Raw genomic sequence first — 23925 nt, forward strand, 5'->3', positions numbered from 1 at the left:
CCGATTCAATCGCATTACAATCGAGATAACTGCTATTCGATCTGTCTTGACGATCCGTTTTAAGGCCGCGCTACCACCATGTCAGAACACGCCAGAGGCACAGCCCGCAAGATTAAGGCGGCTGAACCGGAGCCGACGCGCTCGTCGCTGTTCGTCGGCTCGACCGCGAAAGCGTTTCAGGTCTTGCATGCGTTCGACGGTCCGAACCGTCACATGACGCTCGTCGATATCGCGAGGACGTCCGGCCTCGACCGCAGCGCGACGCAGCGTCTCGTGCATACGCTGGAAGCGCTCGGTTATCTATACCGTGTTCCCGACACGCGCAACTACGGTCTCACGACGAAAGTGCTGCAGTTCTCCTACAACTACGTGCGCGCCAACGAGCTCATCGACAAGGCCTCGCCGTATCTGCTCGACATCAGCCGGCGCCTTGGCGAGACCACCAATCTGCTGGAGCTCGACGGTCACGAGATCGTGTTCGTCGCGCGGTTTCCGGGCCAGCATTTGGTGAATATCGACATCGTGGTCGGTGCGCGTTTGCCGGCCATGTTCACTGCCGCCGGCATCGCGATCCTCTCGCGTCTATCCGACGACCGCGTGCGCGAGATCCTCGCGCAAACGCGCCTCGAACCGCTCACGCACTACACCGAAACCAATCCCGACAAACTGCTCGAGCGGGTGCGCAAAGTCGCCCGGCGCGGTTATGCGGTGATCGAGAACGAAACCGTGCTCGGCGATATTTCCGTTGCCGCGCCGGTGACGGATCACGGCGGCATGGGTGTCGCCGCGATCAATATCTCGGTGCCGACCTCGCGCTGGTCGCGTGAGAAAGTGGAAGCCGAACTCGCGCAACACGTGCAGGTGGCCGCAACGTCGATTTCGAAGTCGCGGCTCACGGGCTATCAGCGCTGAGCCGTCACCTGGCGCTCAACTAGGCGCTCACTAAGCGGTCACAGCGGCCGCTCGAAGGTATCGAGCTGCTTCTCCAGTTCGATTCGCAAATTCGCCGACAACTCCGGCGCCGCCTGGACCAGCGGCGCGAGCATCGTCGGCGCATGCACGCCGATCAGATCCATCACCGATTTCATCGGACCGGGATTGGTTTCGGCAAACGCCAGGTTCATCAACGGAATTAGCGAGCGGTGCAGAGCGAGCGCTTCCCGCGTTTTTCCGTCGGCCGCGAGCTGATAGATCTTGCGCCACGCGCTCGGCAACAGGCTCGCCGTCACCACGATGCCGCCACGCGCGCCCGCCGCGACATGCAGCGGAAACAACGTGTCTTCGCCGCTCAACACGGAGAACGACTCGTCGACGCCGGCGACAGTGCGCAGGAAGTGCCACATGTCGGTATTGCACGCCTTCATACCGATGATCCGCTCGTGCTTCGAGAGTTCGTGCAGCACTTCGGGCGCGATCGAAATGCGCGTGCGATACGGAATCTCATAGATCAGGATCGGCAGTGGCGATTCGTCGGCGTAACGCAGGAAGTAGTCGCGAATGCCTGCCTGGGTCGGATTCGTGTAGTAGGGCGTGAGCACCAGCAAGCCATCTGCACCTGCTGCAGCGAATTCCTTGCCTGCCTGCATGGCGTCGTGATAGCCCGGGTCGAGCACGCCCGCGATCACCGGGATGCTGCCCGCCGCTTCCTCGGCGGCGATACCGGCCATGCGGATGCGTTCGGCACGCGCCAGCGCGCCGTATTCGCCCGTACCGCCGAGCGGCACGACGCCGTCCACGCCCTGCTTGAGCAGATAGCGCATCAACGTGCGAGCCGCGCCGCTGTCGATCGTGTCGTCGGCGTTGACCGGTGTCGGAATGGCCGGCAGAACGCCGCGTAATTGTTGTGCTGAAAGCATAAAGAGTCTCGGTGAATGAATGGAGTTCAGGCGGTGAGGCTGCGCCGGCGCAAACGGTCCGCGACCCAGATGAGCGCGGCGATAAAGATGAAGAGGCACGTCGAGACGGCCGCGATTACTGGCGAGATCTGCATCGTGATTTCGTCCCAGAACTGCTTGGGCAAGGTCGTGCTTAGACCGCCTGAGGTGAAGAGGGCGATGGTCAGTTCATCGAACGAGGTCGCGAAGGCGAACAGGAACGACGACATTAAACCCGCGCCGAGAATCGGAAACGTGACGCGGCGCAGGGTGGCCCACGGACGCGCGCCCATGCTCTGCGCGGCGAGATCGAGGCGGGTGTCATAGTTGCGCAGCACGGCCATCATCGTGATCACGACGTAGGGCACGGCGACTGTCGTATGGGCCAGCACCAGGCCGAGTGACGATCCGACCAGACCAATCTTCGCGAAGAAGTAGAAGATGCCGACCGCGATGATCATGCGCGGCACGACGATCGGCGAGAGCACGAACGCCAGCATGGCCGCCTTGCCGCGCATGCCGCCGCGCACCAGCAGGAACGCGGCGGGCGTGCCGATCAGCATCGACAGCAAACCGGTGCCGATACCCACCAGCATCGAGCGCGTGATCGCCTGCATCCACAGCGGCGAATCGACGATCTGCCGATACCATTGCAGCGAAAATCCGTGCGGCGGCCACGCCAGCCCGGAAGACGAATCGAACGACAGCGGGATCATCAGGAAGGCCGGCGCGCTGAGAAACACCAGCAGCAGGAACACGATCACCCGCAGCGTCAGGCTTTCGCCGCTGCCGGACATGCTGCGTTTGGGGCCTTTGCGTGAGCGGGGCAGGACGGCGAGCAAGGCGTCCGTCGCATTACCGAGCGCGGTCAGAATCAGGTCGCCGAGCTTGCGGCTCCAGCCACCCGCACGTGAGCCTTTCGCGCCCGCGCTTTCACCCGCCATGGTCGAGAGGCCGACCATGCGGTCGTACACCAGAAAGACGATCAGCACGACCGCGAGCAGCAGCACCGAAATCGCGCCGGCAAAGCCCCAATTCAGCGCCTGCATCACCTGATCGATAATCAGTTGCGTGATCATCGTTTGATGACGGCCGCCCAGCAGCGTCGGCGTGATGAAGAAGCCGATCGCGGTGACGAACACCATCAGGGCGCCAGCCGCGACACCCGGCAACGACAGCGGGAAATACACCTTCCAGAACACGGTGCCGGGACGCGCGCCGAGCGTCGCCGCGGCGCTCGGCAGACGGCGGTCGATGTTCTCCATGACCGACAGCATGGTCAGCACCGCGAGCGGCATCAGCGCATGCACCATGCCGACGATCACGCTGGAAAAGTGATAGAGCAGGCTCAGCGGTTCATCGATGATGCCGAGCTTGAGCAGCAGTTGATTGATGACGCCGTTGCGCCCGAGCAGCACGACCCATGCAAACGTGCGCACGAGAAAGCTGGTCCAGAACGACAGCAGCACCCAGAACAGCAGGCGGTTCTTGCGTGCACGCGTTGCCGACGAGATCAGATACGCGATCGGATAGCCGGTCAGCACCGAGAAGAACGTGGTCCATAGCGACACTTTCAGCGTGATCAGCAGTACGTCCACATACACGGACGATGCGAAGAGCCGCTTGTATTCGATCAGCGTGAAGCCGGTGTCGTTGTGAATGCTGAGCATCAACAACTGGCCGACCGGATAGACCAGCATCACGAGCAGCAGCACGACTAGCGGTGCGCCTTTGGCGCCGGGCCGCAGCCACGCGCGCCAGGTGGGCCGGCGCGGCGCGGGTTGAATGGGCTGTGCCGGTCCCGCGGGCTGGGAAGGGCGCGCGCTCAAAGCGGAATGATTCATCGCTTACCCCGCGATCGCAACGGCGTCGGCGGCGAGCCACGACAGGCCGAGCGTTTGCCCGACTTCGTACTGGCTGCCGAAACGGTTGGTGGGGAAGGCGGCCACGAGCGGCGCGGCATTGGCGGTATGCGGCTCGAGATAGAGCTTGGTCATGCTGCCGGTCACCATGATGTCGGTGAGTTTCGCGGACAGGCTGCCGCCGTTGCCGGAGTCTGAGTTCGCGCTCGCACTGTCGTGCACGCGCAGGTTTTGCGGACGCAGCATCAGCTTGACCGGCTTGCCGTTGGCGATCACCGGGTCGTAGGCCATCGCTTCGCCTTTCGCGACGCCTTGCACGCTGATCTGCACCTGATCGCCGGCACGGCCCGTGACGACCGCGTCGAGCAGATTCGACTCGCCGAGAAAGTCCGCGACGAACACGCTGTTGGGCCGGAAATACAGATCGGCCGGCGTGCCGAGTTGAGCGATCGAACCCGCGTTCATCAGGCAGATGCGGTCCGACATCGTCATCGCTTCTTCCTGATCGTGCGTCACGTAGACGATCGTCGTGCCGAGTTCGCGATGGATGCGCTTGATCTCGAGCTGCATGTGATCGCGCAGTTTCTTGTCGAGCGCGCCGAGCGGTTCGTCCATCAGAATGATCGAGGGCCGGTAGACCATGCAACGCGCGAGCGCGATCCGCTGCTGCTGGCCGCCGGATAGCTCGCGTGGATAGCGTTGCGCCACGTGCGGCAGATGCACCATCTCCAGTGCCTGCATCACCTTGTCTTGCGTGGCCTTTGCGTCCGTCTTGCGCATCTGCAGCGGAAACGCGATGTTCTGCGCGACTGTCATGTGCGGAAACAGCGCGTAGTTCTGAAACACCATGCCGATGTCGCGTTCGTACGGCGCGCCGTACGTCACGTCCACGCCGTTGATGCGAATCTGTCCTTCATCCGGCAGGGCGAGGCCGGCGATCAGGCTGAGGAGGGTGGTCTTGCCGGAGCCGCTCGGTCCGAGCAAGGTCAGGAACTCGCCCTCGGCGACGTCGAGACTGGTCGGCGCGAGCGCGACGAAATCGCCGTAGCGTTTGCTGAGTCCCGCGATCTGAAGATTCGAAGCAGACATGGAATCGGCCTCCGTGAAAGGTGACAGGGAGCGGCGGCGCGCTTACGTCAGGATCCAGCGATTGAAGCGCTCGAGCGCGACGCTCTGGTTTTCCTGCCAGTACTTCGCATCGATATGCAGGCCGTTGGCCATGTTCTGCGGATAAGTCGGGCAGTTTTTGGCGATTTCGGGCTTGATGAAGTTGAATGCTTCGGGTTGCGTCAGACCCGCCGGGAAATAGTCGACCAGCGCGGCCTGGCGTTTCGGATCGGCGGCGAATTTGATGAATTCGCGGCAGGCGTCGGCGTTCGGCGAGCCCTTCAGGATCGACCAGTTGTCGACGCCCCAGATGTTCTGGTTCCAGACGATGCCGACCGGCGCGCCGCTGGCAATTGCCGCTTGCGCGCGCGAGATCCACGTGCTGATCATGTCCACTTCGCCCGAACCGAGCATCTGTTCGACCTGTGCGCCGGTGGTCCACCAGACGTCGACATGTTTCGCAATCTTGGAGAGGCTCGCGAAGCCACGGTCCATGTTGCAGGGATAGACCTGGCCGGTCGCTACGCCGTCGGCCATCAAGGCTTGTTCCATCGTGTCGAACGGATATTTGCGCAGGCCGCGGCGGCCCGGGAAGTCCTTCACGTTCCACATGTCGGCCCATGAGTTCGGCGCCTTGCGGCCTTTGAACGCGTCAGTGCGATAGGCGAGAACGGTCGTGTAGATGTTGGTGCCCACGCCGTACGGCGACATGTATTGCTTCGGGATCTTCGCGATCACCGGATCGGATTCCAGCCCGTGTTTCTCGAGGTATTCCTTGCCGCCGCCCGTCAGCAGAAGAATTGCCGGCTGGCTGATCTTCGCCATGTCCCAGGTGTAGCTGCCGGTGTCGACCATGCTCTTGATCAGCGCGGTCGGTTCGGCGTTCGCCTGCACGCCGACCACTTCGATGCCGGTCTTCTCCGTGAACGGCCGGTAGAACACCGCGCCGTAGGCCTTCGTATAGATGCCACCGTCGTCACGAATCACGATCCGTTTGCTGGCCGCGCGCGACGGCGTCCAGACGAACGGGAACGCGACCGCTGCCGTGCCTGCCAGCGCCGCCTTGATGGCCGTGCGGCGGCCGGGTTGTTGAATCTGATCGCGTGTGGGCTGCTTTTTCATGACGACTCCAGGGAAGTGGCAAGCGTGGAAAGCGAAAGACCGGTGTGGCGAAAACTCAAGCCGCGTGAGCGGCGCGATGGGGCACGGAGCGGTGCCTCAGGGCAGCAGGCGGCCGGGGTTGAACAACTGGTGCGGATCGAGCGCCTGCTTCACCGCGCGCATCAACGTGAGTTCGATAGCGGATTTGTAGTGCGCCATTTCGCTGAGTCCGGTCTGGCCGACGCCGTGTTCGGCGCTGAACGTGCCGTGCAATTCGTGCGCGACTTCGTTGACGCAGTGGCGCATCGCGGTCGCCATTGCAACGGGGTCAGGGAATTCGCGCCATGCGTCGAAGGTGAAGAACGGGATGAAGTGCGCGTTGCCGTCGCCGAGATGCGCAACGATCAGAATGTCGAGGCCGGGGATGATTGCGTGGACCGCGCGTGTGGACTGCTCGATGAACGCAGGCACCGCCGATACCGGCACTGCGCAATCGGTCGTCAAGCCCACGCCGGCTTTCTTGTTCGCTTCGGACACGCTGTGGCGAATTTCCCAGAGGGCGGCGCGCTGCGTGTCGTTGCTGGCGAATACCGCATCGACGATGAGGCCGGCATCGGCTGCCTGTTCGAGCGTGTGTTGCAGCAGTGCCGCCATCTCCTCGCCACCGCGTGTGTCCGCGAGCTCGACCAGCACGTGCCAGTCATGCAGTTCGCCAAGCGGATTGCGGCGCTCGGGTACATGTTCGATCACGAGTTCGAGCTGGCGGCGGTTGATCATCTCGAAGGCGTTGAGCCGCGACCCGCAGGCGGCCTGGAACATGCCGAGAATACGCAGCGCGGCCGCCGGGTCGACGGGCGCGAACCACGCGAGCGCGTGATGCGTCGGCAACGGATGCAGCTTCAACGTGGCCGCCGTGATGATGCCGAGCGTGCCTTCCGTGCCGATGAACAGATGCTTCAGATCGAGACCGGTGTTGTCTTTGCGTAGCGCACGCAGGCCGTTCCAGATCGTGCCGTCGGCGAGCACCACTTCGAGGCCGAGCACGTTGTCGCGCGCGTTGCCGTAGCGCAGAACGCCGGTGCCGCCCGCATTCGTCGACAGATTGCCGCCGATCTGGCATGAGCCTTCGGCGCCGAGACTTACCGGAAAGAGCCGTTGTTCGGCCGCGGCTGCGTCCTGCACGGTCTTCAGCACGCAGCCGGCTTCGACTTCCATTGAACCGTTGGCCGCGTCGATCGAGCGAATCCGCCGCATTCGCGAGAGATTGACGATGACTGGCCGAACGCCTTCGCTCGCGGGCACGGCGCCGCCGCACAGGCTGGTGTTGCCGCCTTGCGGCAGGACCGGCACGCCGTGCGCAGCGCACAGGCGAACCACCGCGGATACCTGCGCTGCCGTCGATGGCAGCGCAACACAGAGCGCCGGCGCCTTGAAGCGGCCGCGCCAATCCTCGGTGAAACCATCGAGGTCGGCTTCGGCGCTCAGGACCGCGTCCGCTCCGAGTTCGGTTTGCAGGCTGGCTAACAAGGGCGCGACAGGGTTCATTTCTGGTTCCTTGATCGGGCGGCTTCGATGCGGTCGGCTGCGACCCAGGTGGGACGGGACCTGCGTTGCCTGAGAAAAAGCATATGAGTAAAAAAATCGCATTGAAATGCAATTAATCGCAATGCGATTAAAGTGCTCGTTTTTCCTGGCGTGAGTCGGGAGGGTGCTGACGGCTACGAAAGAGGGCGCTGACGGCCACGAAACAAATAAGCAAAGCGAAATTTGTTGGTTTGGGTAAGCCTGCGGCGCCGCGATACTTGATCGTCCGATGGCCGCGCCATTCGATTTCGACGCATCCGTCTGCTGTTCAACTCCCAGACCGAACCCGACACCATGACGCAATCCCATCACCCCGATCAGCCTGCGCTCGACACACTGCGGCTGATCGGTCCAGCACCTGATAACTGGGTCCCGCCGCGCGAGGGCATCGACCATAACGTGGTGGTTGTCGGCGGTGGACAGACCGGCGCGGCGTTCGCTTTCGCCCTGCGGCGCGCCGGCATCGGTCAGGTTAGCGTGATCGATGCCGCAGCAGATGAGGGTCAAGCGGGCGTCTGGTTGAATCGCGCCCGCATGAATAAGCTGCGCACCCCTAAATCATTGGTGGGCCCCGAGGTGGGTCTGCCGGGGCTGAGCTTCCAGGCATGGTATGAAGCGCGCTTCGGCGCCGATTCGTATGCGGAGATCGACCGGATTCCTCGCACGCGTTGGGCAGAATATCTCGCGTGGTACCGGCATTTCCTCGAGATTCCGATTCGCTACGGCACGCGGCTTACGCGAATCGAACCGGTAGGTGAGCATTTCCGTTTGCATCTGGAAGTACGCGATGGCGCCACAGTGCGCAACATCGTGGAGACGGCACGCAAGATCGTGCTCGGCAATGGCGTTGCGGGTAACGGTGGGCCGAACATTCCTGCAGTGCTGAAAAGCCTTCCGTCGACACTTCGTGCCCACACTTCCGAGGCGATCGATTTTGCTGCGCTGCGCGGCAAATCCGTGGCGGTGATCGGCGGCGCGGCATCCGCATTCGATGCGGCAGGCACGGCGCTCGAAGCCGGTGCAGGGCAGGTGCATCTGTTCGTGCGTCGTGAGCGGATTGCGTCGGTGCCGGTGACCCGCACACGCGCTTATCCCGGCGCGTACGACAACTATTTCCATCTGCCTGATGCGATTCGCTGGTCGCAGGCGCGGCGCTTCCGCGTTGCCGGTTCGACGCCGCCAGTCGACGCCGTGGAGCGCGTCACACGTTTTCCGAACTTTCATCTGCATCTCGGCGCGCCGTGGACACACGCAAGCGTCAGAGATGAGCGCGTGGAGACCGACGTGTCGGGTGAGCCGTTCGCATTCGATTTCGTCATTGCCGGCACGGGCTATGTGATCGATCCGGCGCTGCGGCCGGAGTTGGCGCACATCGCCGGGCGTATCCGCCTGTGGCACGATCAATACGTGCCCGCCGCGAGCGACAGCGATGACGCGCTGGGCGCGCATCCGTATCTCGGCGCCGCGCTCGAATACCTCGAGAAGGTCGAGGGCGAAGCGCCTTATCTGAAGCACATCCACGTCTACAACCCGGCGGCCTTCGTCAGTTTTGGCTTGCCGGTCGGCGACGTGCCAAGCATGAAGCGCGATATTCCCGCCGTGGTGCAGCGAATCAGCCGCGATCTGTTTCTCGCCGATCTGGACGCGCATGAAGCACGGATTCACGGCGATATCGCCGCCGATTTCGACGATTCAGTTTACGCGCAGAGCGTCTGGCAGCGCGACAAGGTTGACGCCGCGTGAAGTGGACGCTAGCAAGCGAGCGGTCACGATAGTTCAACAAGGCGAGAGGCAGGAGCCGCTATGTCTACGCAGTTCGAATCGATTACAACAGGAACGCCGGCTATCGGCACGGACGTCGGTGACGCCAACCGCGCCTTAACACGGCGTGGGTTTTCACGCGGTGTTCTGATTGCTGGCCTCGCTGCCATCGCGTGGTTCGGCAGCGCCGCGCTGACCGAGTGGTGGCCGAGTGCCGACGACTGGCCGTACACGAAAGAATTTATCGCGTTGAAGCTGGTGCTCGTGGCATTTGCTGTTGCGACGGCCGTCGCGGGATGGCGCAATCCGTCCACTCAGGCGACGACGCCCACACGCACCAGCGCATGGCTTGGGGCGATGCCATGGTTGCTCGCACTGGCGCTCAGCGTGAGCGCATGGGAAGTCGTCACGGCACAACTCGAATGGCTGCCGCGGCCTTTTTTTGCCCCACCGCAAGCGCTGATCGGTGTCTATGCCGAAGACTACCCGCGTCTAGGTTTGAGCGTTGTGCATTCGTTTGGACTACTCGCCTATGGCTACGTATTAGGCGCGGCTGCGGGTTTTGTTACCGGAGTGAGTATCGGCTGGTCGCAGGTCGTGAGCTACTGGGTCCATCCGGTCTTGCGCCTGATCGGGCCGCTACCGGCTACCGCATGGTTGCCGTTGGCGTTCTTCTTCTTTCCTTCGAGCTTCAGCGCGAGTGTGTTCCTGATCGCGCTGGCGACCGCCTTCCCGGTTGCGGTGCTGACCTGGTCGGGTGTGGCCGGCGTCAATTCGGCCTATTACGACATCGCGCGCACGCTCGGCGCGCGGCCCGCTTTTCTGATCCTGCGCGTGGCGATTCCGGCGGCGCTGCCGTCGGTGTTCGTCGGCCTGTTCATGGGTCTTGGCGCATCGTTTTCGGTGCTGATCGTCGCGGAGATGATGGGCGTGAAAGCGGGGCTTGGCTGGTATCTGCAATGGGCCCAGGGCTGGGCGGCGTATTCGAACATGTATGCCGCGCTGCTCGTGATGGCGCTGATGTGCTCCGGTCTGATCACCTTGCTGTTTCGTGTGCGTGACCGCCTGCTGGCCTGGCAAAAGGGATTGCTCAAATGGTAGCCGTACCCGAAGTGTTGAATCAGTCGGCCGCTGCCCGGTCGATCCGTGACGGCGCGCGCATCGACGTGCGCCACGTCAGTCATCAATTCGCGCTGCGAGGCGCCGCGTTGCCAGTGCTTCAGGATGTCAGTTTCACGGTCGAGCCGGGCGAGTTCGTCGCGTTGCTCGGTCCGAGTGGTTGCGGCAAGTCCACCTTGCTGCGGCTGGTCGCTGGACTCGATACGCCGACGCAGGGCAGCGTGCAGGCCGATGGTGCGGCAATAGCCGGTCCTGATCCGTCGCGTGTAGTGGTGTTTCAGGATCCAACCTTGTACCCATGGCGTACGGTGCGTGGCAATGTCGGGGTCGGTCCGCAGGCGCAGCGCAAACGCTTCGCGCGACGCAACGGTCCGCAAGAGAAGCAGGCGGAGCAACGGATCGACGCCGCACTTGAGTTGGTCGGCCTCAGCGAATTCGCCGAAGCGTTTCCGCATCAATTGTCGGGTGGCATGGCGCAGCGCGTGGCGTTGGCCCGCGCGCTCGTCAACGATCCGGCGCTGCTGGTGCTGGACGAGCCGTTCGGCAAGCTCGACTCCCTCACACGTATCCGCATGCAGGGTGAACTGGCGCGGCTTTGGTTGGACGCGCGCTTTTCCGTGCTACTGGTGACGCATGACGTGGAAGAGGCGCTGTTGCTCGCCGACCGCGTGATCGTTTTCAGCGAGCGGCCTGCGCGCGTGGTCGCCGAAGTGCGCAACGACGCACCGTATCCGCGCCATCGCGACGATCCGAAACTGGTGGCGCTGCGCCGTGAGGTGCTCGCCCAGCTCGGACTCGACACCTGAACGAATAAAACAATCGATAATGACCAGAGGAACAGTCAACCATGAATCCCTACGATGAATCTCCGCTGAGTCCGGCCCGCCGCGCGTGGTTGCGCAAGATGGCCTGGACAGCGGGCGCGGCGGCGCTCGGTGGTGCGTCGCTGATGCCAGGAACGCTTGCGTTCGCTCAAACGCCGCAGGCTCCGCTCAAGCCCCTCAAGCTCTCCTGGAACGCGGGCGCAATCTGTACCGCGCCTGTGGCTGTTGCAGTGAAGCAGGGCTTTTTCGAGCGGCACGGTTTGCAGGTGGAACTCGTGAATTTTTCAGGGTCGACCGATCAGTTGCTCGAGGCAATCGCGACGGGCAAGTCCGATGCGGGTGTCGGCATGGCGCTGCGTTGGATCAAGCCGCTGGAGCAGGGCTTCGATGTGAAACTCACTGCGGGGATTCACGGCGGGTGCATGCGTTTGCTGGCCACGCGCGCGTCGGGCATCGTCGATGTGGCGGGGCTGAAGGGCCGCACGATCGGCGTGAGCGATATGGCGAGCCCGACCAAGAATTTCTTCGCCATCGTGCTGAAAAAGATCGGCGTCGATCCGGAGCGCGATGTGAACTGGCGCCAGTATCCGGCGAACCTGCTGGGCGAGGCGCTGAAGAAGGGCGAAGTGCAGGCGATCGCGGATGGCGACCCGACGATCTGGTCGATCCGCGAATCCGACCACTTGTATGAGGTGTCGAACAATCTGTGCGGTGAATATCAGACGCGTTCGTGCTGTGTGCTCGGCGTGCGCGGTACGCTGGTGCGAAAGGATCGCGCCACCGCGCAGGCGTTGACGCAGGCGCTGCTCGAAGCGACCGAATGGACTGCGAATCATCCTGCGGACGCCGCCGCGATTTTCTCGGTCTATACGCCGTCCGCCGATGTGGGCCAACTGGCGGCGATGCTCAAGAGCCACACCGATCGCCACCATCCGGTTGGGGATGCGTTCAAGAAGGAGATCTCGCTTTATGCCGACGACCTGAAGGCGGTGGGCGTGCTCAATAGCGGCACCGATTCCAATCGTCTCGCGGATCGGGTGTTCTCGAACGTGCTGGCTTGACGGCGCGCCGTATCCGTCCGATATGCGGTTTGTGTCGATCGATAGTCGAATTTATCGTTTGGCCGTGGCGGAAGGCATCGTTACGCTAATCGGCTTGCCTATGATGCGCCGACGCCATGATGAACCCGCACAATTCTCCGCCGTCGCGCGGCCGCCGTCGACTGCTGGGTCGTCTGGCGGCCGGCGGTCTCGTCGTTTCACACGCCGCGGCAGCTAGCGAACTGCTGCGGCCGCTCGAGGTCGCGTCTTCGACTCGGGTGCCCGGCGGGCCTGTACTCGAGCATCCATACGGCGTGCCGTCGCCGCATGAAGCAAATGTCGTGCGGCGGAGTGCGCGCGCGTGGCCGCTGCCCGGCGCGGCTTCGTCGATGACGCCGCTTGCCGATCTGCACGGTACGCTCACACCCAACGGTCTGGTCTACGAACGTCATCACGGCGGCGTGCCCGACATCGATCCCGATCAGCATCGGCTAGCCATTCATGGCCTCGTGCGCACGCCCAAACTGTTCACGATGGACGACCTGCTGCGCCTGCCGTCCGAATCGCGGATTCATTTTCTCGAATGCTCCGGCAATACCGGCAACGAATGGAATGGCCCGAGCGGCATGCCGGTGCAACTCACGCATGGTTTGCTGTCGTGCTGCGAATGGACCGGTGTGCGTTTGTCGACTTTGCTGGAGGAGGTGGGTGGTGTGACGGCGTCCGGCAAGACAAGCGGCGGCGGCTGGTTGCTGGCCGAAGGCGCGGATGCCGCTGCGATGACACGCAGCTTGCCATTCGATCGGATACTCGACCGCGCGCTCGTGGTCTATGCGCAGAACGGCGAACGCTTGCGTCCCGAGAACGGCTATCCGTTGCGTCTGATCGTTCCCGGCTTCGAGGGCAATACGAACGTCAAATGGCTACGTAGGCTAAAGGTGGTCGATGCGCCGTTGCAAACGCGCGAGGAAACTTCGAAGTACACGAGCCTGCTTGCGAACGGCACCGCGCGTCAGTTTGCGTTCGAGATGGATGCGAAGTCGGTTATCACGCGACCCTCGCCAGGACATCGTCTCACCACGCACGGTTATTACCCGATCACGGGTCTCGCCTGGTCCGGACGCGGGACGATCCGCAAGGTGGAGGTGTCGACCGACGGCGGCGCGACGTGGCGTCCCGCGCGTCTGGACGGTGCGATCCTGGATCGTGCGCTCACGCGTTTTCAGGCGGACTGGCGCTGGGATGGCGGTGCGACTGCGATTCTTTCGCGCGCCACCGATTCGACCGGCTATGTGCAACCGACACGAGCCGAACTCGTCGCCGCGCGTGGCCTGAATTCGCAGTACCACTACAACGCGATCCAGCAATGGCGAGTGGATGCTAACGGCGAGGTGCGTAATGCGTGATGACCGCCGTTTGACCGGCGTGCGGGCGCGAACGGCACGGACCGCGCTGGCCGTGCTGCTTTCGCTCACGGCACTGACATCGTGCTCATCGATTGCGCCGGGTGACCAGAGCGCCAGGTCGATCCATGATATCGGCACGCCGCTCACCGAGCAGGACCTCGCTGCCTGGAACATCGACGTGGCGCCGGATGGCCGCGGCCTGCCTGCGGGCAGCGGCGACGTCGCCACCGGCGCGCACATATTCGCCGCAAAATGCGCGGCGTGCCACGGCGCGCAGGGGCAGGGCGGTCTCGGCGATCAACTGGTGGGTGGGCAGGGCACACTGACCAGCGCGAAGCCGAAGCGCACCGTGGGCAGCTACTGGCCCTATGCGACGACGCTCTTCGACTATATTCGCCGCGCGATGCCCTACAACGCGCCTGAATCGCTTTCCGCCGACGAGGTGTACGCGCTCAGCGCATTTCTGCTCAACCAGAACGGCATCGTGCCGGCGAATACGCGGCTCGACGCGGCCTCGCTGCCGCGTGTGGCGATGCCTAATCGCGGCGGTTTTGTGGCTGATCCGCGTCCAGGGCAGCTATGAGGCGCTTGCGCTGATCGGACGGTCCGGGAGCGGGCCCGAAGCGCCGCTAACCGTTATTGCCGGCTCGCTCATGTAACCGCTCATGCAGTCGGCTTCATGCAGCCGGCGCAGCAGGCGCATTCGGTGTGTATTTCCGCAGCCGCTGGGAAATCAGATGCGAAGGTTTTTCGATCATCCGGTAAAACGCGTAGCTGATGGCGAACGCCAACGCCACCTGCACGAACCAGGCGAATCGGGACGTCTCGTCGAATCGGGTCATTTCCAGCAGGGCGAGCGCCATCTTGTGGCAAAGATAGAGGCTATAGGACCACGCGCCAAAAGTAGCCAGTCTGGACCAGACGCCGCCTCTGGAAGGCGTGGCTGTCTCCGCCGCGATCCAGATTGCCGCGAGGAACTGAAATAGCGGAAGCGTGATATCGGGCGTAATCAACGGCACAACGGCCGGTTTGAGATTCGATTCGGACAGCAGAATCATAACGGCGGCCCCGGCAGCGACAATCACCACTCTCAGCGCAACCAGGTGATTCGCGAGAAAGCGGGTGCTGCGATCAAGGCCGCGCTTGATCATCAGGGTAAGCGGCGAATACGCGCCACGAACGTGGAACTGCTCCGCGTTGCGCTGAGTCTCCGCGATCAGGCAGCCGAAGATCCATCCAGCCGCATACAGTAAAGCCGTACCCGGAACGCCATACGTCTCAATGACGCAGCCGTGGCAAACGGGATGCCCGATCAGGCGAACCACAGCCACCATCACGCCCGCCGCAACCGCGCAGCCAACGATCATTTCGCCGATGTAGCGAAAGCGGGCGCGCAGGAGCGGATAAGCGGCGTAATACACCATCTCGCAATAGAGCGACCACAGCACGGACTCCAGATAGTTCTGCCCCGTCGGCAACGGTTGAACGAGGCACAGCAGGATGACTAGCGGTAATCCAATGCGGATGAATCTGGACGCGTAATAGTTGATTGGCTTAAGCGTCACATCCTTTTGATATGCGTTATGGATGCAATAGCCGGAAATGACAAAGAAGACGATGACGGCGGCAGGGCCCGCGAACAGCGCTGTCGAGCCGGACCATAGTGCGCCGCCGAGGAAGGCGAGTTGATGAGGCAGAAGTTCTTTAAACGCGGGTGGCTTGAAGTGATACATCAGCACCCAGACAGCCGCGAGGAATCGAATCGCATCAATCTTTAGCGACTTGTTCAGATTCGCAGACGCTGAGAGATTCAAGGTGATCGCCATTTATTGCCCCTTCTTCTATTCAGGCTGCGGCGATCTTACGTCTGTCGTGATCAACAAAAATCGAAAAAAATGGGGAAATAAATGTCCCACCAGGCCTCAGTAAAATGCAATGTTGGGCGGTTGTTTTTGTCAGCGTCAGGTGCGGGTTTACAGCAATACCTTGCGGCATTGGCATAGGTTTTAGCCCGAATGGATTGATGCGGGCACAATTCAAAGCTAGGCTCTGTCGAAACCGAACAATAATTCGAGGCGCAAGGATCCAATGACTCCATCGGAAAACATTGACCAGCTGATCGCAGGCATCACGGACTGGCGTGGCAAAACATTCGCCAGCATCCGCAAAACCATCCTTGAAGCCGACCCGGAGATCATCGAGGAATGGAAGTGGATGGGAAGCCCGGTGTGGTCCCGCGACGGAATGATCGCGGTCGCCAATGCTCATAAAGGGGAGGTGAAGCTGACCTTTGCCCACGGGGCGAATCTCGCCGATCCCGACAAGCTTTTCAACGCGGGCCTCGACGGTAACGCGAGACGCGCGATCGATTTTCTCGAGGGCGATAAGGTCAATGGGCCCGCTTTAAAGAAACTCGTGCGCGCCGCTATTGAGTACAACCAGACCAAATTGAAGAAAAATGCGCCGGCGAGTACTCGAGCGAAAGCACATAAAGCTAAAGAGGCGTGAAGCAATAGCGTTATCTTGGGGAAGCGCTTGGGCCGATCAGGCTGATTGGAATATCTACGGTTCTCAGCGCGACAGCAACGAAACGGTCGCGATGCCGAGAATCGTCATGATGAGCGAAGCCGCTACGTGAATGACGATTTCGCCTGCCGCCCAGCCGAGCCGGCCGTCCTGCAAGCGCTGCACGACTTCCGCTGAGAACGTCGAGAACGTCGACAGGCCGCCCATCAAGCCTGTGATGACGAAGAGCCGCCATTCCGGCGCGATCTGCGGCACCCTTGCGAACCACGCAACCGCGACGCCGATAACGTAGCCGGCAATCACATTAGCGGCGAAGGTGCCGAGCGGCATGCCCGTGAACAGGCCGTTCAGACGGATACCGAGAAACCAGCGGAACAGCGAGCCGAGCGCGCCGCCGATGCCGACCGCGAGAATGGACAAATACATGAAGAAGTACTCTGGCGAAGCCGAAAGGTCGACAAACCGGGCTTGAGCGGAAGGCGTGATGCCGCGTCCGCAGTCGTCCGGGCGAAGCAGGCATCATCAGCCATCGAGGGCGGTTGAGGGAGAACGCCATCGGGAGAATGCCATCTCCAGCGCGCCAGTCTAGCATTGGCAGGGCATTGGGGACAGGTGAGCGCCGTCGCGGCGCGCGTGTCCGGTCTGCATCGCGTGGGGCGTGATCTAGAATCAATAGAGGGCCTGCGAGCGTCTGCCGTGGTCCACTGCAACGCCGCAACCGCGCGGGAGGCCGACATGACGAAGGGCTACCAGCTCACGTTCTATACGGAGAAGAACCGGCGCCACGGCCATCAATCGGTCGTGGAATGTCTGCTGTCGATCGCGAAGCTCATCGGCATTCATGGCGCGACCGTCGTGGCGGCGGCCGAAGGCGTCGGCCACGCTGGCGCGCGGCATGCAGCGCGCTTCTTCGAACTGGCGGATCAACCGCAACTGGTGATCTTCGCGGTCACCGAAGGGGAGGCGGAAGCCTTGCTCGAAGCGGTGCGAGCGGGCTGCCTCCCGGTGTTCTACACGCGTTGCCCGATCGAATTCGGCCTGATCGGTGAACACGGGGACGCGAAACATCCGGCGCGCCGCTAAGCCTGGTTTGCGGTCAATGAGCGACTAACTAGCGGTTAAGCCGTCAGCCGACGCTTTCGCGCTCCGGCGTCGCCGAAATCTTGTGGATCGACAGGTCCGCGCCGTTGTATTCGTCTTCCTGGTCGAGCCGCAAGCCCACCGTCAGGCGAATCGCCCCATACACGAGCGTGCTGCCGAGCGTCGCCACCACGATGCCGCCCAACGTGCCGATCAGTTGCGCGCCGAACGATACGCCGCCCAGTCCCCCGAGCGCATGCAAGCCGAAGATGCCGGCGGCGAGGCCGCCCCACGCGCCGCACAGACCGTGCAATGGCCACACGCCGAGCACGTCGTCGATACGCCAGCGGTTTTGGACGCAGGTGAACATGTACACGAACAGCACGCCCGCAATGCCGCCCGTCACCAGCGCGCCGAGCGGATGCATCACGTCGGAGCCGGCGCACACCGCGACCAGCCCGGCGAGCGGGCCGTTGTACGTGAAGCCGGGGTCGTTGCGGCCCGCGAGCCACGCGCTCAGCGTGCCGCCGACCATCGCCATCAGCGAATTGACTGCCACGAGGCCGCTGATCTTGTCGACGGTCTGCGCGCTCATCACGTTAAAGCCGAACCAGCCGACCGCCAGCACCCACGCACCCAGCGCGAGGAACGGAATATTCGATGGCGGATGCGCGGCGATGCCGCCGTCGCGGTGATAGCGGCCATGGCGCGCGCCGAGCAGCAGCACGGCCGGCAACGCGACCCAGCCGCCAAACGCATGCACCACTACCGAACCGGCGAAATCGTGAAACGGCACGCCGAATACCTGGGTGAGCCAGCCCTGAATACCGAAGCGGCCGTTCCACGCGATCCCTTCGAAGAACGGATAGACGAAGCCGACCAGCACGAAGGTGGCGAACAGTTGCGGATTGAATTTCGAGCGCTCGGCGATACCGCCCGATACGATCGCCGGGATCGCCGCCGCGAAGGTCAGCAGGAAGAAGAAGCGCACCAGCGCATAGCCGTTGTGCGCGGCCAGCGACTCGGCGCTGCCGAAGAACTGCACGCCGTAGGCAATCGTGTAGCCGATGAAGAAATACGCGATCGTCGAGACCGAGAAGTCCACCAGAATTTTGACGAGCGCATTGACCTGATTCTTTTTGCGGACCGTGCCGAGTTCGAGAAACGCGAACCCCGCATGCATGGCCAGCACCATCGCGGCACCCAGCAAAAGGAAGAGGGTATCGGTGCCGGTTTTCAGACTTTCCATCGATGTGTCCCGCTTATGACAAAAAAGCGGGCATGGAATGCAAGAAGTGGGCCAAATTTGTGCCGAAAGCGTCGATAAGGTGCAAAACCGCACCGGGGTGGGGTTCATGACTTCCATGCCCGATCTGGTGATGCACCATCGTTTGCACCTCGGACAATGACAAAAGCACCATATATGTGCGTTATGGCTTCGTATCGGTCGTCGCGATCCAAACCAGGGCACGACATTCGATTTGATTTACGTTTAATTCAAAAGTCTGACGTTTTATGCGGATTCATTGCACCCGGGTTCGTATTTGGCGGCAGAAGCCTGGTTAGTGGCGCATCCTCTTTGTCTTCCTGCGTAAACGCCGACATAATGTGCCGTCCCGCGCACGATCTGCCGGCCATCGACTTCCAATGCGCACGCATGAGACTGACCACTAAAGGCCTGTTGCTGATCGCAATTCCGGCCGTCTTCGAACTGGCGTTGCTGTCCGGCCTGGTTATGGCGCAGGCCGACGCGACGCAAGCCGAACGGTGGGCCATCCATAGCGAAGACGTGCTGCGCCAGACCACCGCGATTCTCGATCCGGTGCTGGGTGAGTCCGTGGCGCTGCGCGGCGCGGTGCTCGCCAACGACACGCACTTTACGACGCCGGTCGCCTTGTGGGTGGACGTCGACCGTCGTATCGATCAACTGGCCGAGCTGGTTGCCGACAACCCGGCGCAAGTCGAGCGCGTGGTGCAGGTGCGCCAGGCCGTGCAGGGGTATCGGCAATGGTCCGACCGCGTTCAGGACATGCTGCATTCGGGGCGGCGGCGTGACCTGCTCGATCGCTTCCGCGACCTGGCCTCGGCCGACGTGCTCGATCGTTTCCGTCAACAGGTGGTGGCTTTCCAGGCCGAAGAGCGGCGCCTCGACACCTTGCGCTCGAATGCCGCCGCTGCCGCGCGTGAACGGCAACAGACGCTGGTCGTCGCGGCCGTGTTCGGCTCCTTGCTATTCGTCGCGCTGGCCGTGTGGCTGTTCACGCGCGGCGTGCGCGGCCGGCTTGCGGTGCTGTCCGATAACGCCGGGCGCCTCGCGGGCAACGAGCCGCTGGCGCCGATCAGCCCGGGGCGCGATGAAATCGCACGGCTCGATCTGACCTTGCATGAAACCAGCAGGCGCCTGCTCGAAGCCGAGCGCATCCAGGCGCGTTTCCAGTCCGATCTGGCGCGGCGCACGAGCGAACTGGCGCGCATCAACGAGACCTTGCGGCAACAGACTCAGGAAAACGAAATGTTCATCTACAGCGTGTCGCACGACCTGCGTGCGCCGCTGGTGAATCTGCAGGGCTTCTCGAAAGAACTGATTCGCGCGTGTGACGAACTGCGCGTGGTGCTGCGCCAGTCGTCGCTCGCGACAGAGTCGCGGCAGCGCATCGAACGGGTGGTGGACGAGGATATCGGCGAGGCGCTGCATTTCCTGCAGACGGCCGTGCTGCGGGCATCTCATATCATCGACGCGCTATTGCGGCTGTCGCGGGTCGGCCGTGTGGAATACCGGCAGCAAAAGGTCGAAGTGCGTGACATCGTGCCGCGCGTGGTCGATGCGATGCAGGGGTCGATCCGGGCGCGCCGGGCGAACGTTATCGTCGAGGATTTGCCGGCTGTCTGGGGCGACCCGACCGCGCTCGAACAGGTGTTCGCGAACCTGATCGGCAATGCGGTCAATTATCTGGACCCCACGCGCGAAGGCCGGGTTGAAATCGGCACGACGCCGGCGCCGCCGGGCGTGCATTCGCTACGGATTTTCTACGTGCGGGATAACGGTCTGGGTATTCCGGCGGTCGCGCTGCCGCGGCTTTTCAACGCGTTTCAGCGGCTGCACGGCAATGTGGCGGCGGGTGAGGGCATCGGCCTCGCGCTCGTGCGGCGCGTGGTGGAACGGCACGGCGGGCGCGTGTGGGCGGAGTCGAAAGAGGGCATTGGCACGACGTTTTATCTGTCGCTGCCCGAAGCCGAGGTGCGGACGGCGCAACCGGCGGTCGAAACGCAGGCCACGCAGGCAGACGGCGTTCAGGCGATTCGTGGTGTGCGCGAAGCACGCGCGGGCCTCGGCGATCGTGATGGCCAGGGCCCGCGCGGCGGTGCGCCGGCACATGCCGCCAATGCGGCATCGGGTATCAGTACGCGGTAAAGAGCCGGCGCGGCTTGAGGAGTTTGCTGCCGCGAATCGACCAGTAGCAGCCGCAAACGAGCAGGATCGCCACGCCGGTCAGCGCCTCGCGCGGCGCAGGGTGCAGGCCGGGCAGGCCGTCCAGGGCGAACAGGCCGTGCGCGACGATCAACAGCGCCGCCCAGAGCGAACACGCCGCTTGCACCAGCATGCGTGTGCCAGTCAGACGCCGCGCACGGTTTTCTCGCGACCAGTTGGCCGGTGTACGCGCGCAGAAAAAAGCAATCGCCATCAACGTCACGGCGAGCATGACGATCCAGTCAGTCAGTTCCATCGAAAGGGGCTCCAAAGTCAACCGGCGACTATAGGAAACCCTTGCGTTGCGAACTATCGGACGAGTCTCAAATGTGGGTGTGTTCTGGCGAGCGCGCAGTGCCGCGAGGGCAAGGCGCTCGCCTGAGGATCAGAGTTCGATCCGCGTGCCGAGCAGCACGAGGAACTGACGCAGCCACTCAGGGTGAGCGGGCCATGCGGGTGCGGTGACGAAATTGGCGTCGGTGATCGCCGCGTCGACCGGAATGTCGGCGTACTCGCCGCCGGCCAGTTTCACTTCGGGTGCGCAGGCCGGGTAGGCGGAAATGCGCTTGCCGCGAATCACGTCGGCGGCAGCCAGCAGTTGCGCGGCGTGGCAGATCGCGGCGATCGGCTTGCCTGCTTCGGCGAACTGCCGCACGAGTTCGATCACCTTGTGGTTGAGCCGCAGGTATTCCGGCGCGCGGCCGCCTGCAATTGCCAGCGCATCGTATTGACGCGGATCGGCGTCCTCGAACGTTGCGTTGAGCGTGAATTGGTGGCCGGGTTTTTCGGTGTAGGTCTGGTCGCCTTCGAAATCATGAATCGCGGTCTTGATCTTGTCGCCCGCTTTCTTGTTCGGGCAGACCGCGTCGACGACGTGGCCGACCGCCTGCAGTGCCTGGAACGGCACCATCGTTTCGTAATCCTCGGCGAAGTCGCCGGTCAGGAACAGAATCTTCTTTGCTGCCATCGCATGCCTCCTATTGATCAACGGAACACATCGAACGCTCAGGCAGTCTACTCCAACACGTTTGACAGAACCGCGACGAGGTGTGCAATGAAGTATTTCGAAGGGCGTGCACTATACGCTGGCGATACGGCGGCGCTGGTGCAATTGTTTCGAGCCGCAGCCGGGCAGCTTCGGGTCCGCGGGCTTCCAGGTGCTCGCCGAGGAGAGCGTGCCGCGCAACGGCGTATCATGAGCCCGTTTTCGCATGCGGAAGCCGCTCGACGCGGCTCACACTTAAATATGACTTTATCCATTCGTTCGCCGTTGTTGCGCCGCGTCGCGGTTGTCGCCCTCGTGTTCGGCGGCCTCACGGCTTGTCAGAAGAACGACGCGTCGGCACAGGTTGCCGGCAAGCTCAACGATGCGGCGCAAGCCGCCGGTCAGAAGCTCGATCAGGCGGCCAGCTACGTTGGCCAGCAGGTCGACGCGACCAAGGCCGCCGCGCAGCAGAACCTCTCATCGGCGTCCGCGCCGTCGATCACGATCGATCCGGCCTCGCTGGCGTCGAGCGCGCAAGCCAACCTGCAAGGCGCGGCCAGCGCGACCAATGCGCAACTCGGCAAGGCGGCGGCGCTAACCGGGCAGAGCCTCGAGACGGCGGGGCGCAAGCTGCAGGAATGGTCGGCGCAAAGTTCGGCGTCGGCGGCGGGCGTTTCGGCTTCGGCGTCGACATCGAGCGATTCCAGCGATGCGCAAAAGCAGATGGACAAGTGAGATCGCGGCCGGCGCATCCGGCCGCTCGTGCTCGTTCGTCCGTTTGACAGCCGGATTAAATGTAATTACTATGGTTACACATCGTCGTTGCCGGGCAGGTTTGCTGTGAATACGAGTAGCCGGTTTGCATTTGCAGTGCACGTGCTCGCGCTGCTGTCGTTGCAGGAGGGCGTGCCGCTCTCGTCGGAGATGATCGCGGGCAGCGTGAATACGAATCCTGCGTTGATCCGGCGTTTGTTGAGCATGCTGGCCGATGCGGGTCTCACGACCTCGCAACTCGGCGCGGGCGGCGGCGCGCTGCTCGCCAAAGCGCCTGACGAGATCACCTTGCTGCAGGTGTATCGCGCGGTAGACGACGCGCAATTGTTCGCCATGCATCGCGAGGAGCCGAACCCGGCGTGCATGGTGGGGCGGCACATCCAGGTCGTGCTGCGCGGCATTATCGACGAAGCGCAGCAGGCCATGGAAGCGTCGCTCGGCGCACGCACGCTGGCCGATGCCACTGCCGATCTGATGCGCGCTGAACGGGCGCTTGAACGCAAACGGCGTTCGAATGGGTGATGCGGCGACGAGTGTGGTTAAGAAGGTAGCAATGAGGCGGTATCGAAGGGCGCGCGCGGTGTAGCTTGAACCTGCGCACCTGAGAACGGACGGGGGCTTACGCCCCTCTTTTTTCCACTTGATATGTAATCAACATAGTTACATATAAGCTAATCACAGGAGCATTGAAATGAGCAAACAGTTGAAGATCGCGTTGTTCGGCGCCACCGGCACGATTGGTTCGCGGATCGCCGCGGAAGCCGCTCGCCGCGGGCATCAGGTGACGGCGCTGGCGCGCAATCCGGCGCGCGTGCCGACCGACGTGGCGAATCTGAAAGCGGCGCAGGCCGATCTGCTCGACGCCGCGAGCGTCGGCGCCGCAGTGCGTGGCCACGACGTGGTGGCGAGTGCGTATGCGCCGCCGCATGACGATCCCGCGGCGGTGTCCAAGGCGACCCATGCGCTCGTTGAAGGCCTGCGCGCAGCGGGCTTGAAGCGCCTCGTGGTGGTGGGCGGCGCGGGTTCGCTCGAAGTGGCGCCGGGCAAGCAACTGGTCGACGCGGACGGTTTTCCGGACGCCTACAAAGCCGTCGCACTGGCCCACCGCGATGCACTCAATTACTACCGCGGCATCACCGACCTCGACTGGACGTTTTTCGCGCCGGCCGCGCTGATTGCTCCGGGCGAGCGCACCGGCACGTTCCGCACGGGCGCGAACACGCTTCTGGCCGACGCCGAAGGCAATAGCCGCATTTCCGCGGAAGACTATGCGATCGCCTTTGTCGACGAACTGGAGCAGGGCCGTTTCGTCCGTCAAATCGCGACGGTGGCTTATTGAGCCTTGACGGAGGGCGGGACCACGCGCGGCTCGTGTCGCGCGTCGCCCGTCGCGTGCGCCCTGGCGGCGGTTCG

23 protein-coding genes and 1 riboswitch are annotated in these 23925 nt (G+C 63.0%); of the genes, 13 read left to right on the forward strand and 10 right to left on the reverse strand.

All coding sequences use genetic code 11. The features are described from left to right. The first annotated feature begins 78 nt into the window (after nucleotides 1–78). Complete coding sequence (locus BM438_RS00490) at nucleotides 79–912, forward strand: IclR family transcriptional regulator (protein ID WP_093632411.1); 834 nt, start codon at nucleotides 79–81, stop codon at nucleotides 910–912. 38 nt (nucleotides 913–950) lie between these two features. Here BM438_RS00490 and dapA read toward each other — a convergent pair whose 3' ends face one another. From dapA to BM438_RS00515, 5 genes are all read right to left on the reverse strand, one after another. Next, on the reverse strand, nucleotides 951–1856 hold the full coding sequence (gene dapA / locus BM438_RS00495) for a 4-hydroxy-tetrahydrodipicolinate synthase (RefSeq protein ID WP_093632412.1): 906 nt from the start codon (nucleotides 1854–1856) through the stop codon (nucleotides 951–953). A gap of 26 nt (nucleotides 1857–1882) precedes the next feature. After that, nucleotides 1883–3574: an ABC transporter permease subunit gene (locus BM438_RS00500; protein ID WP_244179229.1), complete on the reverse strand. Its 1692-nt coding sequence runs from the start codon at nucleotides 3572–3574 to the stop codon at nucleotides 1883–1885. A gap of 147 nt (nucleotides 3575–3721) precedes the next feature. After that, nucleotides 3722–4825, reverse strand: a complete 1104-nt coding sequence (locus tag BM438_RS00505) for an ABC transporter ATP-binding protein (protein ID WP_093632414.1) — start codon at nucleotides 4823–4825, stop codon at nucleotides 3722–3724. A gap of 42 nt (nucleotides 4826–4867) precedes the next feature. After that, nucleotides 4868–5965: an ABC transporter substrate-binding protein gene (locus BM438_RS00510; protein WP_093632415.1), complete on the reverse strand. Its 1098-nt coding sequence runs from the start codon at nucleotides 5963–5965 to the stop codon at nucleotides 4868–4870. A 96-nt stretch (nucleotides 5966–6061) separates the two neighbouring features. After that, on the reverse strand, nucleotides 6062–7489 hold the full coding sequence (locus tag BM438_RS00515) for an FAD-binding oxidoreductase (protein WP_093632416.1): 1428 nt from the start codon (nucleotides 7487–7489) through the stop codon (nucleotides 6062–6064). Between the two features lie 333 nt (nucleotides 7490–7822). Between BM438_RS00515 and BM438_RS00520 the strand changes: the two genes are divergently transcribed. The 6 genes from BM438_RS00520 (at nucleotide 7823) to BM438_RS00545 (ending at nucleotide 14261) form a co-directional block, all read left to right on the forward strand. Then, complete coding sequence (locus tag BM438_RS00520) at nucleotides 7823–9271, forward strand: SidA/IucD/PvdA family monooxygenase (RefSeq protein ID WP_093632417.1); 1449 nt, start codon at nucleotides 7823–7825, stop codon at nucleotides 9269–9271. Nucleotides 9272–9331: 60 nt separating this feature from the next. Then, nucleotides 9332–10390, forward strand: a complete 1059-nt coding sequence (locus BM438_RS00525; protein WP_093632418.1) for an ABC transporter permease — start codon at nucleotides 9332–9334, stop codon at nucleotides 10388–10390. Further along, entirely contained in the window at nucleotides 10384–11214 is an 831-nt protein-coding gene (locus BM438_RS00530; RefSeq protein ID WP_093632419.1) for an ABC transporter ATP-binding protein, read from the forward strand. Before BM438_RS00525 ends, BM438_RS00530 begins: the two co-directional genes overlap by 7 nt. Before the next feature lie 41 nt (nucleotides 11215–11255). After that, nucleotides 11256–12293, forward strand: a complete 1038-nt coding sequence (locus BM438_RS00535) for an ABC transporter substrate-binding protein (RefSeq protein ID WP_093632420.1) — start codon at nucleotides 11256–11258, stop codon at nucleotides 12291–12293. A 116-nt stretch (nucleotides 12294–12409) separates the two neighbouring features. Further along, nucleotides 12410–13678 (forward strand): sulfite dehydrogenase, encoded by a 1269-nt coding sequence (soxC, locus tag BM438_RS00540; protein WP_093632421.1) that lies wholly within the window; start codon nucleotides 12410–12412, stop codon nucleotides 13676–13678. After that, nucleotides 13671–14261 (forward strand): c-type cytochrome, encoded by a 591-nt coding sequence (locus BM438_RS00545; RefSeq protein WP_093632422.1) that lies wholly within the window; start codon nucleotides 13671–13673, stop codon nucleotides 14259–14261. The genes soxC and BM438_RS00545 overlap by 8 nt, the downstream gene beginning before the upstream one ends. 94 nt (nucleotides 14262–14355) lie before the next feature. On the opposite strand, the gene BM438_RS00550 is transcribed toward BM438_RS00545, so the two are convergent. Then, nucleotides 14356–15504, reverse strand: a complete 1149-nt coding sequence (locus BM438_RS00550; protein ID WP_093632423.1) for an acyltransferase family protein — start codon at nucleotides 15502–15504, stop codon at nucleotides 14356–14358. 262 nt (nucleotides 15505–15766) lie between these two features. Here BM438_RS00550 and BM438_RS00555 point away from each other — a divergent pair, with 262 nt between their 5' ends. Then, nucleotides 15767–16186 carry a DUF1801 domain-containing protein gene (locus BM438_RS00555; RefSeq protein WP_093632424.1) on the forward strand — a complete coding sequence of 140 codons (420 nt, stop codon included), beginning with the start codon at nucleotides 15767–15769 and terminating at the stop codon, nucleotides 16184–16186. Between the two features lie 63 nt (nucleotides 16187–16249). Here BM438_RS00555 and crcB read toward each other — a convergent pair whose 3' ends face one another. Next, a complete protein-coding gene (gene crcB, locus BM438_RS00560; RefSeq protein WP_093632425.1) occupies nucleotides 16250–16630 on the reverse strand; it encodes a fluoride efflux transporter CrcB in 381 nt (126 codons plus the stop codon). 80 nt (nucleotides 16631–16710) lie between these two features. Further along, nucleotides 16711–16787, reverse strand: a riboswitch (Fluoride riboswitch). Nucleotides 16788–16939: 152 nt separating this feature from the next. Between crcB and BM438_RS00565 the strand changes: the two genes are divergently transcribed. Beyond that, nucleotides 16940–17287, forward strand: coding sequence for a DUF190 domain-containing protein (locus BM438_RS00565; RefSeq protein ID WP_093632426.1), 348 nt, complete (start codon nucleotides 16940–16942; stop codon nucleotides 17285–17287). Nucleotides 17288–17330: 43 nt separating this feature from the next. On the opposite strand, the gene BM438_RS00570 is transcribed toward BM438_RS00565, so the two are convergent. Then, nucleotides 17331–18533 carry an ammonium transporter gene (locus BM438_RS00570; protein WP_093632427.1) on the reverse strand — a complete coding sequence of 401 codons (1203 nt, stop codon included), beginning with the start codon at nucleotides 18531–18533 and terminating at the stop codon, nucleotides 17331–17333. A 408-nt stretch (nucleotides 18534–18941) separates the two neighbouring features. Between BM438_RS00570 and BM438_RS00575 the strand changes: the two genes are divergently transcribed. Next, nucleotides 18942–20696, forward strand: coding sequence for a sensor histidine kinase (locus BM438_RS00575; RefSeq protein ID WP_093632752.1), 1755 nt, complete (start codon nucleotides 18942–18944; stop codon nucleotides 20694–20696). Here the strand turns inward: BM438_RS00575 and BM438_RS00580 are convergent. Both BM438_RS00580 and BM438_RS00585 read right to left on the reverse strand, forming a co-directional pair. Then, entirely contained in the window at nucleotides 20683–21009 is a 327-nt protein-coding gene (locus BM438_RS00580) for a hypothetical protein (protein ID WP_054034668.1), read from the reverse strand. The two genes, BM438_RS00575 and BM438_RS00580, sit on opposite strands and share 14 nt — an antisense overlap. A gap of 129 nt (nucleotides 21010–21138) precedes the next feature. Further along, nucleotides 21139–21720 carry a DJ-1/PfpI family protein gene (locus tag BM438_RS00585; RefSeq protein WP_054034667.1) on the reverse strand — a complete coding sequence of 194 codons (582 nt, stop codon included), beginning with the start codon at nucleotides 21718–21720 and terminating at the stop codon, nucleotides 21139–21141. 279 nt (nucleotides 21721–21999) lie between these two features. On the opposite strand from BM438_RS00585, the gene BM438_RS00590 reads away from it, so the two are divergent. The 3 genes from BM438_RS00590 to BM438_RS00600 all read left to right on the forward strand — a co-directional run bounded on the left by BM438_RS00590 (nucleotide 22000) and on the right by BM438_RS00600 (nucleotide 23851). Continuing rightward, nucleotides 22000–22473: a BCAL1086 family glycoprotein gene (locus BM438_RS00590; protein ID WP_167378273.1), complete on the forward strand. Its 474-nt coding sequence runs from the start codon at nucleotides 22000–22002 to the stop codon at nucleotides 22471–22473. Nucleotides 22474–22578: 105 nt separating this feature from the next. Beyond that, nucleotides 22579–23034: an Rrf2 family transcriptional regulator gene (locus BM438_RS00595; protein ID WP_093632754.1), complete on the forward strand. Its 456-nt coding sequence runs from the start codon at nucleotides 22579–22581 to the stop codon at nucleotides 23032–23034. 169 nt (nucleotides 23035–23203) lie between these two features. Then, nucleotides 23204–23851: an NAD(P)-dependent oxidoreductase gene (locus BM438_RS00600; protein ID WP_093632428.1), complete on the forward strand. Its 648-nt coding sequence runs from the start codon at nucleotides 23204–23206 to the stop codon at nucleotides 23849–23851. Nucleotides 23852–23925 lie beyond the last annotated feature (74 nt).

Source organism: Paraburkholderia aspalathi (assembly GCF_900116445.1).
Classification (GTDB): Bacteria; Pseudomonadota; Gammaproteobacteria; order Burkholderiales; family Burkholderiaceae; genus Paraburkholderia; species Paraburkholderia aspalathi.